Origin of the sequence: Arthrobacter ginsengisoli (genome assembly GCF_031456935.1) — a bacterium.
GTDB lineage: Bacteria > Actinomycetota > Actinomycetes > Actinomycetales > Micrococcaceae > Arthrobacter > Arthrobacter ginsengisoli.
On record NZ_JAVDVQ010000003.1, the window covers coordinates 235,222 to 245,401 of the forward strand.

Annotated in this window: 11 protein-coding genes; all 11 read left to right on the forward strand. The window is 65.8% G+C overall.

All coding sequences use genetic code 11. The annotated features are described in order from the left end of the window. Positions 1 to 79 precede the first annotated feature (79 nt). The 11 genes from hutU to J2X01_RS05395 all read left to right on the forward strand — a co-directional run bounded on the left by hutU (position 80) and on the right by J2X01_RS05395 (position 10,168). Positions 80 to 1,783, forward strand: a complete 1,704-nt coding sequence (gene hutU, locus J2X01_RS05345) for a urocanate hydratase (RefSeq protein WP_310051443.1) — start codon at positions 80 to 82, stop codon at positions 1,781 to 1,783. Further along, a complete protein-coding gene (gene hutH / locus J2X01_RS05350) occupies positions 1,780 to 3,372 on the forward strand; it encodes a histidine ammonia-lyase (RefSeq protein ID WP_310051447.1) in 1,593 nt (530 codons plus the stop codon). Before hutU ends, hutH begins: the two co-directional genes overlap by 4 nt. 150 nt (positions 3,373 to 3,522) lie before the next feature. Next, complete coding sequence (locus tag J2X01_RS05355) at positions 3,523 to 3,759, forward strand: hypothetical protein (protein ID WP_310051450.1); 237 nt, start codon at positions 3,523 to 3,525, stop codon at positions 3,757 to 3,759. Positions 3,760 to 3,999: 240 nt separating this feature from the next. Then, on the forward strand, positions 4,000 to 5,106 hold the full coding sequence (locus tag J2X01_RS05360; protein WP_310051454.1) for a DUF475 domain-containing protein: 1,107 nt from the start codon (positions 4,000 to 4,002) through the stop codon (positions 5,104 to 5,106). A gap of 60 nt (positions 5,107 to 5,166) precedes the next feature. Next, the gene (locus J2X01_RS05365; protein WP_310051456.1) at positions 5,167 to 5,757 is read left to right on the forward strand and encodes a TerD family protein; all 591 of its coding nucleotides are present in this window, start codon (positions 5,167 to 5,169) and stop codon (positions 5,755 to 5,757) included. Between the two features lie 64 nt (positions 5,758 to 5,821). Beyond that, a complete protein-coding gene (locus J2X01_RS05370) occupies positions 5,822 to 6,403 on the forward strand; it encodes a TerD family protein (RefSeq protein ID WP_310051458.1) in 582 nt (193 codons plus the stop codon). Between the two features lie 71 nt (positions 6,404 to 6,474). After that, positions 6,475 to 7,056, forward strand: coding sequence for a TerD family protein (locus J2X01_RS05375; protein ID WP_310051459.1), 582 nt, complete (start codon positions 6,475 to 6,477; stop codon positions 7,054 to 7,056). 32 nt (positions 7,057 to 7,088) lie between these two features. Beyond that, complete coding sequence (locus J2X01_RS05380; RefSeq protein WP_310051461.1) at positions 7,089 to 8,285, forward strand: toxic anion resistance protein; 1,197 nt, start codon at positions 7,089 to 7,091, stop codon at positions 8,283 to 8,285. A 34-nt stretch (positions 8,286 to 8,319) separates the two neighbouring features. Beyond that, positions 8,320 to 8,841 carry a hypothetical protein gene (locus J2X01_RS05385; protein ID WP_310051463.1) on the forward strand — a complete coding sequence of 174 codons (522 nt, stop codon included), beginning with the start codon at positions 8,320 to 8,322 and terminating at the stop codon, positions 8,839 to 8,841. Positions 8,842 to 8,849: 8 nt separating this feature from the next. Next, positions 8,850 to 9,392, forward strand: coding sequence for a TerD family protein (locus J2X01_RS05390; RefSeq protein WP_310051679.1), 543 nt, complete (start codon positions 8,850 to 8,852; stop codon positions 9,390 to 9,392). Positions 9,393 to 9,394: 2 nt separating this feature from the next. Then, positions 9,395 to 10,168 (forward strand): hypothetical protein, encoded by a 774-nt coding sequence (locus tag J2X01_RS05395; RefSeq protein ID WP_310051465.1) that lies wholly within the window; start codon positions 9,395 to 9,397, stop codon positions 10,166 to 10,168. The last annotated feature ends 12 nt before the right edge of the window (positions 10,169 to 10,180 follow it).

A 10,180-nucleotide genomic window follows, 5' to 3' on the forward strand; every position in this document is an offset into this window, starting at 1 on the left:
TTCCGCGGTTCCGGACAGGCTTTAGTTGATACAGAACCTCATTTCGCCGAACCACCTGGGAAACAAAGAAGGAGTCCTCATGGCATCCGCCGATTTCACCACCGGTGCCCGCCCGGTCAAAGCAGCCCGCGGCACCGAGCTCACCGCCAAGAGCTGGCAGACCGAAGCCCCGCTGCGCATGCTCATGAACAACCTGGACCCCGAGGTCGCCGAACGCCCCGATGACCTGGTGGTCTACGGCGGAACCGGCCGCGCCGTCCGCTCCTGGGCCGCGTTCGACGCGATCACCCGCACCCTGGAAACCATGGAAAAGGACGAGACCCTGCTGGTCCAGTCCGGCAAACCGGTCGGTGTCTTCCGCACCAACGAATGGGCCCCGCGGGTGCTGCTGGCCAACTCCAACCTCGTCGGCGACTGGGCGAACTGGCCCGAGTTCCGCCGGCTCGAGGCCGAGGGCCTGATGATGTACGGCCAGATGACCGCCGGGTCCTGGATCTACATCGGCACCCAGGGCATCCTGCAGGGCACCTTCGAGACCTTCGCCGCGATCGCCCGCAAACTCACCGGCGACGAAAACGGCACCCTCGCCGGCACCCTGACCCTGACCGGCGGCTGCGGCGGCATGGGCGGCGCCCAGCCGCTCGCTGTCACCCTGAACGACGGCGCCTGCCTGATCGTCGACGTCGACGAAAGCCACCTGCGCCGCCGCCTCGGCAAGCGCTACCTCGACGAAGTCGAAACGGACCTCGACGCCGCGATCGCCAAGGTCCTCACGGCGAAGCAGGAGTGCCGCGGCTGGTCCGTGGGCTACGTCGGCAACGCGGCCACCGTTTTCCCGGAGATTCTGCGCCGCCACAATTCCGGCGAGCTTACGGTCGATATCGTCACGGACCAGACCTCCGCCCATGATCCGCTGAGCTACCTCCCCGAAGGCATCTCGGTGGAGGAATGGCACCGCGAGGCCGCCGCCGATCCGGAGGGCTTCACCAAGAAGGCCCAGGCCTCCATGGCCAAGCACGTCCAGGCCATGGTCGAGTTCCAGGACGCCGGCGCCGAGGTCTTCGACTACGGCAACTCGATCCGCGACGAGGCCCGCAAGGGCGGCTACAACCGCGCCTTCGAGTTCCCCGGCTTCGTCCCGGCCTACATCCGGCCGCTGTTTTGCGAGGGACTCGGCCCGTTCCGCTGGGTGGCGCTCTCCGGCGACCCCGAAGATATCCGCGTCACCGATGAAGCAATCAAGGAACTGTTCCCCGAGAACAAGCACCTGCACCGCTGGATCGACGCCGCCGCCGAGCGGGTCGAGTTCGAAGGGCTGCCCGCGCGCATCTGCTGGCTCGGCTACGGCGAGCGCGCCAAGGCCGGGCTGCTCTTCAACCAGCTCGTCAAGGAAGGCAAGGTCAAGGCGCCGATCGTGATCGGCCGCGACCACCTGGACTCCGGTTCCGTCGCCTCCCCGTACCGCGAAACAGAGGCCATGGCGGACGGATCGGACGCCGTTGCCGACTGGCCGCTGCTCAACGCCCTGCTCAACACCGCCTCCGGCGCCACCTGGGTCTCCATCCACCACGGCGGCGGCGTCGGCATCGGCCGCTCCATCCACGCCGGCCAAGTCTCGGTCGCGGACGGCACCGACCTTGCCGCGCAGAAACTCGAACGCCTGCTCACCAACGACCCCGGCATGGGTGTCATCCGCCACGTCGACGCCGGCTACGACCGCGCCGTCGAGGTCGCCAAGGAACGCGGCGTCCGCATCCCCATGAACGAAGGAACCACCAAGTGACCATCACCACCCACGAACCGCTCACCGTCACCCTCGGCTCGAGCGGCGTCACGCCCGAGGACGTCGTCGCAGTTGCCCGCCACAACGCGCAGGTAACCATCGCCTCCGAAGCCCTCGACGGCGTCGCCAAAGTCCGTGCCCACATCGACGACCTGGCCCTCAGCGAGGTCCCGGCCTACGGCATCTCCACCGGCTTCGGGGCCCTGGCCAACCGGCACATCCCCAACGAGCTGCGCACCCAACTGCAAAAGTCGCTGATCCGCAGCCATGCGGCCGGCATGGGCCCGGCCGTGGAACGCGAAGTAGTCCGCGGCATCATGTTCCTGCGCGCGAAGACCCTCGCCTCCGGCCGCACCGGCGTCCGCCCCGTGGTGCTGCAGACCATGGTGGACGTACTCAACGCCGGCATCACCCCGGTGGTCCGCGAATTCGGCTCGCTCGGCTGCTCGGGTGACCTCGCGCCGCTGTCGCACTGCGCCCTCGTCCTCATGGGCGAAGGCGAAGCGATGGGCCCCGACGGCGAACTGTACGGCGGCAAGGGCGGCCGCCCCGTCGCGGAACTCCTCGCCGAACACGGGATCGAACCCGTCACCCTCGCCGAAAAGGAGGGCCTCGCCCTGGTCAACGGCACCGAAGGCATGCTGGGCATGCTGCTGATGGCCATCGCGGACATCCGCCAACTGCTCACGACGGCGGACATCACCGCCGCCCTCAGCGTCGAGGCGCTGCTCGGCACCGACCAGGTGTTCCTGCCCGAGCTGCACGCCGCGCTGCGCCCGCACCCGGGCCAGGCCGCCTCCGCGGACAACATGCTCCGGGTCCTGTCCAACTCCCCGATCGTGGCCTCGCACCGGATCAACGACACCAAGGTCCAGGACGCCTACTCACTGCGCTGCGCCCCCCAGGTGGCGGGCGCCGTCCGCGACACCGTTGACTACGCAGCCCTGGTCGCCTCCCGCGAACTCGCCGCCGCGATCGACAACCCGGTGGTCCTGCCCGACGGCCGGGTCAGCTCGAACGGGAACTTCCATGGCGCCCCGGTGGCCTACGTGCTGGACTTCCTGGCCATCGCCGTCGCGGACCTCAGCTCCATCGCCGAGCGCCGGACCGACCGCATGCTGGATCCGGCCCGCTCGCACGGGCTGCCGGCCTTCCTCGCAGCGGACCCCGGCGTCGACTCCGGCCTGATGATCGCCCAGTACACCCAGGCCGGGCTTGTCTCGGACAACAAGCGGCTGGCTGTGCCGGCGTCGGTGGACTCGATTCCAAGCTCCGCAATGCAGGAGGACCATGTCTCGATGGGCTGGCACGCGGCCCGCAAACTCCGCCGCGCGGTCGAGAACCTGCGCCGTGTCCTGGCGATCGAACTCGTGACCTCGGCGCGGGCGCTGGACATCCGGTCCCAGCTCTCCGGCGGGGAGCTCACCCCGGGACCCGCGGGCACCGCCGTGATCGCCGCACTGCGCGGGGTCGTCGACGGTCCGGGCACCGACAGGTTCCTCGCGCCGGAACTTGAAGCCGCGGATCTCCTCGTGGCTTCAGGCGAGGTCCGGGCGGCAGCCGAATCCGCCGTCGGAAATCTCGCTTAAAGGAAAACAAAATGCAGTTTGTGTGAATAATTCCCACAAACTGCGAAATAGTGGGCAACACGGCCAGCGGAGACCCGGGAACTGTAGTAGAAATGAAAACTCACACCAACGAAGTTGTGACAAAGAACATATACAAAGGGGTAGAAGTTCATGAAAGCACGCGGGACGGTTATGTCCGGACGCCAGGCGTCGGCCACCACAGTTTCCGACTGGCGGAGCCTGTCGCCCGGCGACCGGGTCGAAATCCTCAAGCACGCCCAGATTTTGGCAGCCGGGGAGGTCGAAGAAGTCTCACTGAGCGGCAATGTCCTCTGGCTGGTCCCTCTGGTACCTTCCGAAACAGAGTTGTTCCTGAAGTCCGACGGCGTGGAAGTCCGGCGAAGCTAGCCGCACCGGTCCCATCAGAAAGTCCCTGCCCTAATCGGCGGGGGCTTTCTGCGTTCCGACAAGGGTCAGGCGCAGGCCGCCGTTCGTCGTTAGCGATAATCCGGGCATCCCAGGACAAAGCGTCGCAGCCTGCGGATAGGATGGTGCCACGAAGTCTTGGGGGATAACTTCCGGGATGTTTTTTCGCCGTCCTGCCGTCGTTGACCGGACAGGACCCGTCGTTCCAGGAGTTGTTCCAGCTTGATCCTCAAGACATTCGGATGGTCGTTCGCGGTCACCATCATTGCGTTAGTGGTCGCATTTTTTTATGGCGGGCCCGAGGCGCTCATCCTCTGCATCATCCTGGGCATTCTTGAAGTCAGCCTGAGTTTCGACAACGCGGTCGTCAACGCCCGAATTCTCGAGCGGATGAACGCGTTCTGGCAGAAGATGTTCCTCAGCGTCGGCATCATCATTGCCGTGTTCGGCATGCGCATCCTGTTCCCGCTCCTGATCGTCGGCGTCACAGCGGGCCTGAACCCCGTGGAAGCCGTCACCCTGGCGATGGAAAAGGGTGACCCGCATACCCCCGGCAGCTACGGGTACCTGCTGCACGAGGCGCACCCGCAGATCGCGGCCTTCGGCGGAATGTTCCTGCTGATGCTGTTCCTGGACTTCATCCTCGCGCACCGTGACATCAAGTGGATCAAGTTCCTTGAAATCCCGCTGGCCAGGCTGGGCAAACTCGAGGGCGCATCCCTGATCGCAGGCATGGCAGCGCTGGCCATCGCCGGCGCCGTCTCGGGCGAGAAGCAGGGCATCGTGCTCCTCTCGGGCCTGCTGGGCATGATCACGTACTTCCTGGTGAACGGCCTCGGCAACCTCTTCGACGTCGATGCCGACGGCGACGTCGACGCGGCGGACGCGGACCGCGTGGTTCACTCCGGTCCCTCCGGTTCCGCCAAACTGGCCGGCAAGGCCGCCTTCATGCTCTTCCTCTATCTCGAGGTCATCGACGCGTCCTTCTCGTTCGACGGCGTGATCGGCGCCTTCGCCATCACCTCGGACCCCATCATCATTGCTCTGGGACTGGGCTTCATCGGCGCCATGTTCGTCCGCTCGCTGACCGTTTTCCTGGTCCGGGAGGGAACGCTGGACGAATACGAATACCTGGACCACGGCGCGCACTGGGCCATCGGCGCCCTGGCGGTCATCCTGCTGATCACCATCGTGACCCCGATCAACGAAATCATCACCGGCCTCATCGGCGTGGTCTTCATCGGCGCCGCCTTTACCGGATCGATCCTGCGCAACCGCCGCGCCAGCGCCGCCAAGCAGGACGAAACACTCGAGCCGGCGAACGCGTAGGGCCAGCTCGCCGGCAGCACGTACCAAGCAGTAGCCACGACTAGGAAAGCGAGTAATTCAATGGGTTTGAGTTTGCAAAAAGGACAGTCGCTGTCGCTCACCAAGCAGAACGGCGAGTCCCTGACGAACGTCCGGCTGGGTCTGGGGTGGGACTCCGCTGTCCCGGCCAAGAAGGGGTTTTTCGGCGGAACGAAGACCGTTGAGATCGACCTGGATGCCTCGGCCATCATGTTCGACGCCGACGGCAAGCACCTGGACACGGTCTTCTTCAACCAGCTCACCAGCAAGGACGGAGCCGTCCGCCACGCCGGGGACAATCTCACCGGCGCCGGCGACGGCGACGACGAGACCATGATGGTCAACCTGCCCGCCGTCTCACCGGCGGTCCAGCACATCGTGTTCGTCATCACCAGCTACAGCCAGCAGACCTTCGACATGGTCCAGAACGCGTTCTGCCGGGTCATCGACGACTCGGCCGCGGGCAGCCCGGAAGTTGCCCGTTACTCCCTGACCGAGTCCGGCCGGAACACGGCCATGGTCATGTCAAAGCTTTCACGGAACGGCAACGCCTGGACCTTCCAGGCGATCGGCACTCCGGCCAACGGCCGCACGGCCGGGGATGTCCTCGGCGCCGCAGCCTCCGCCCTGTAGTCCGACGGGACCCCGGGGCTCCTGGGGCCCTTCGAACGCACCCACCAAACTGAAGGAGAACCTCGTGTCCAGCCTGACTTTGAGCAAGGGCAGCAACCTGTCGCTGACGAAAGCCGACCCGGGACTTCGCAAAGCGATGATCGGTCTTGGCTGGGATCCGCGGACCACCGCCGGCGAGCAGTTCGACCTCGACGCCTCGGCTCTGCTGGTCCGCGCGGACGGTAAGGTGCGCTCCAACGCCGATTTCATCTTCTACAATCAGCTGTCCTCGCCGGACGGATCGGTCGTTCACCAGGGCGACAACCGCACAGGTGAAGGCGATGGCGACGACGAGCAGGTCCTGATCGACCTTGACGCCGTGGCGCTGGACATCGAGAAGATCGTCATCGTGGTGTCGATTGACCAGGCCGAGGCCCGCCGCCAGAACTTCGGCCAGGTCCGCGACGCGTTCTGCCGCGTCGTGAACCAGGAGACGGACAACGAGGTGGTGCGCTACGACCTTACCGAGGACGCAGCCGCCGAAACCTGCATGATATTCGCTGAAATCTACCGCCATAACGGCGAGTGGAAATTCCGCGCGGTCGGCCAGGGCTACGCCTCAGGCCTCCGTGGCGTTGCCACGGACTTCGGCATCGCGCTGGACTAGACGACGGCTGGTCCGGGAAACCCGGGCCACGCAGTCACCACTCCACCCAGACTGAACAAGGAGAACAACCAATGGCTGGACTGACCCTCACCAAAGGCAGCAACCTCTCGCTCACCAAGACCGATCCGGGGCTCAATAAAGTCCTCGTCGGGCTGGGTTGGGATCCCCGCACGACCACCGGCGACGCCTTCGACCTGGATGCGTCGGCGCTGCTGCTCGGCGCGGACGGCAAGGTCCGCAGCTCCGCGGACTTCATCTTCTACAACCAGCCGGCCGCCGCCGACGGTTCGGTAGTGCACAAGGGGGACAACCGTTCCGGTGACGGCGAGGGCGACGACGAAGTGGTCGCCGTCGAACTCTCGGCCGTCGGCGCGGATGTTGAGCGGATCCTCTTCGTGGTTTCGATCGACCAGGCGGACACCCGCCGGCAGAACTTCGGCCAGGTGCGCTCCGCGTACTGCCGTGTTGTCAACCAGGAAAGCGACGCGGAAGTTGTCCGCTACGACCTGAGCGAGGACGCTGCGCCGGAGACCTGCATGATCTTCTCGGAGCTCTACCGGCACAACGGCGAGTGGAAGTTCAAGGCCGTCGGGCAGGGATACGCCACCGGCCTCGCCGGGATTGCCGCGGACTTCGGCGTCCAGCTCGGCTAAGCACTAGCGACCACAGAAAGAGAGACGGACCAATGAGCATGCAACTCACCCCGCCCGAGGCCGCGGCAGCGACGCCGCTGGTACTGAACGCGCCGGAAAGCATTGACATCGTCAAGGTGGACGACGCTCCCGGCATGGTTCCGGTCCCAGCTGAACGCCAGCAGGAGATCAACGCCCAGGCGCGTGCCTTCATCAGCGAGGTGTCCGCGATGAGCCCGTTCAGCCCGGAGTACTCCAGCAAGATCGATGGCATCAACCGGCTCGCCGGCCAGCAGCTCGTGGCCTCCGCCAGCACCTCAAGCCGGCTGCTGGAGCGGTCGTCCACGTCGCTGGCCGGCGCAAAGAAGTCCGGCAGCAACGCCCAGGTGCAGGTTGCCTCAACGCTCGGTGAGCTTCGTTCCACCGTGGAGGACCTGACGCCGAACAACTCCGACCTGAGCGTCGGCCGGAAGATCCTGGGGATCATCCCGGGCGGCAACAAGCTTGCGAAGTATTTCCAGAAATACGAGAGTGCGCAGACCCAGCTGGACAAGATCATCAAGTCGCTGATGGCTGGCCAGGACGAGCTGCTCAAGGACAACGCCTCCCTCGCACAGGAAAAGACCCAGCTGTGGGAGACCATGCAGGGACTGAGCGAATATGCAGTGTTCGCCAAGGCCCTGGATACTGCAACGGCCAGCAGGATCGATGAGATGAAGTTGCAGGGCCAGATCGAAGAGGCGGGCAAACTCGACTCCGACGTGCTGTACCCGATCCGCCAGCGCCACCAGGACATCCTGACCCAGTTGGCCGTCTCGGTTCAGGGCTATCTGGCCATCGACATGATCCGCAAGAACAACACCGAACTGATCAAGGGCGTTGAACGGGCCCGCACGACGACGATCTCCGCGCTGCGGACCGCCGTCATTGTGGCCCAGGCCCTGGCGAACCAGAAGATGGTGCTGGATCAGATCGACGCCATCAACACGACGACGAACAACATGATCCTCAAGACTTCCGAGATGCTCAAGGACCAGACCGCGCGGATCCACCAGCAGGCCGCGAGTTCCGGCGTCAGCGTGGAAACGCTGCAGAAGGCGTTCGACAACGTGTTCCAGACCATGGACGCCATCGACACCTTCCGCTCCCAGGCCAACAAGAGCATGGAAGGCACTGTTCAGGCCCTCGAAACCGGACTGGAACGGGCCCGCCCCTACCTGGACAGGGTGCGGCAGCAGGAGGGGAATTAGTGGTCATCAGCCCTGAGCAATAGGCTTACGGGCTATGGTCGCAAAATTCTTAGGCTCCCTGTTCGGCGGCGGGGCGGTATCCCGCTCCGCCGCGGCCGCCGGTGCCGAATCTCCAGCCCCTGCCGATCCGGCTGCGGACGAGCTGACAGTCACCGGCGCCGCGCTCGAGGAGCTGCGGCGGACGGTCCTGGGCAATGGCGCAGAACTGCCCACCGTCGTGGTGTCACAGGTGCTGCAGCTGGCCGACGTCCTGGGTGCCCTCATCCGGTACATCGGCCGGTCGGGGGCGTCGACGGAGCAGCAGGTCCTGCTAAATGCCGTCATCACCGACTATCTGCCGTCCCCACTGCGGGCATATTTGAAGCTGGCAGCTGCCTCGCGCACGGACGATTCGGCCGACACGGCGGTATTGCTGGAACAGTTCGACACGCTTTACTCGACCGTCGGGAACCTGGACAACCAGGTCCGCACGGGGGCCATTACGGAACTGGCAGTCCACGGCCAGTTCCTCAGGGACAAGTTTGATATTGATGGTCTTCATCTGGAAGGACGCTAGTGGCTTCGATGGTCGCGGGCAGCAACGCCGCCCTCACTGCAGAGAACCCTGGACTGGAGAAGGTGCTGCTGGGAATCGGCTGGGACCTGGTCCCGAGCCGGGGTCCGCAGGCCGAGCTGGTTCCCATGGCGATCATGTGCGGGTCGGACGGCCGAGCCATTTCGGATGACCACCTGGTCTTCTTTAACCAGATCGCCAGCCCCGACGGCAGCATTTCCTTCGCCGGGGAGGAGGACCAGGAGCAGATCGACGTCGACCTCAACCGGGTGCCCGAGACGGTCCACAAGATCGCAGTCCTGCTTTATGTGGATCCGGAGGTGCGGGGTCCCGGGACCTTCGGCGCCGTCAAGGACGCCTACCTGCGGGTCGCCACCGAACAAAACCGCGAGCTCCTGCGGTTCACGGTGCCGAGGGGCAACCTCGACAAGATCAACGCCATGATTCTCGGCGAGCTGTACCGGCACGCGGGGGGCTGGAAGTTCCGCGCTCTTGGCCAAGGTTACGAGGCCGGACTCGCAGCCGTTGCCGCCGACTTCAAGTTGAAGCTCTGAGCATGGCTTTGAACCGAACCGCGGTGCGGACGGACATCGGATACCTCAGCCGGCGCCGGAAGCCGGTGCCGCAGCCCGAGCCCGCACGGCCGCCGTCGCACACTATGGCCCCGCCCCTGGACCCCGCCCCGCCCCTTGGCCCAGGGGCCAGCCGGGCGGGTTCCGCCGGACTCACGCTCGGGGCCAGCCCGACGTTCACACCGTCCACGAAAGCCACAGCGGCGTCAAGGCCGGCCCCCCGGCCCGCTCCGGCGGCGTCGGAGCGGCTGTTTCCGGCTCCGGACTTCGGCAGCGTCCGTGAGTTGGGGGAGGCGAACCCCGTGGTGCGCCTCAACGCAAGGCAGTCCGCGGTGGGCTCGCTCCTGGTGGCCGGGGTTCGCTCGGTGGCCTGGGAGGACCAGCAGTTCACCACGGGCGCCCAACACTCGGAGGGGCACAAGGCGGGCACCCCCGTCGTCACTCCCGGAAACCGGCCCCTGGCCGGCGTCCAGGACGGGGCCGGCATCGTGTCCCTGCGCCACGTCCGGCTGCTGCGCCGCGCCCTGTTCGTCGCGGGGGAAAGCCCGCTGACGGTCGGAGTCTTCGACGGCGCGGCCGCCGCGGTTGCCGCCCGGAACGATGCCGGCTTGCGGAGCGTTCTGTATGTCGTGCGGGTCGGCGCAGTCCTTGAGCTTCGCGCCGAGTTCGTCCCGGCAGACGCCTCCGACGCAGCCATCTGGGCTATTTTCGGTTTCACCATGACCACTCCACTGGACCAACGGGTCCTCCTGCGCTGATCCGGCAGCGCG

Bases quoted from the DNA above. Each gene is read 5' to 3' on its own strand.
- hutU (WP_310051443.1), top strand. From the start codon at position 80: ATGGCATCCGCCGATTTCACCACCGGTGCCCGCCCGGTCAAAGCAGCC.
- J2X01_RS05355 (WP_310051450.1), top strand. From the start codon at position 3,523: ATGAAAGCACGCGGGACGGTTATGTCCGGACGCCAGGCGTCGGCCACC.
- J2X01_RS05365 (WP_310051456.1), top strand. From the start codon at position 5,167: ATGGGTTTGAGTTTGCAAAAAGGACAGTCGCTGTCGCTCACCAAGCAG.
- J2X01_RS05375 (WP_310051459.1), top strand. From the start codon at position 6,475: ATGGCTGGACTGACCCTCACCAAAGGCAGCAACCTCTCGCTCACCAAG.
- J2X01_RS05380 (WP_310051461.1), top strand. From the start codon at position 7,089: ATGAGCATGCAACTCACCCCGCCCGAGGCCGCGGCAGCGACGCCGCTG.
- J2X01_RS05385 (WP_310051463.1), top strand. From the start codon at position 8,320: ATGGTCGCAAAATTCTTAGGCTCCCTGTTCGGCGGCGGGGCGGTATCC.
- J2X01_RS05390 (WP_310051679.1), top strand. From the start codon at position 8,850: ATGGTCGCGGGCAGCAACGCCGCCCTCACTGCAGAGAACCCTGGACTG.
- J2X01_RS05395 (WP_310051465.1), top strand. From the start codon at position 9,395: ATGGCTTTGAACCGAACCGCGGTGCGGACGGACATCGGATACCTCAGC.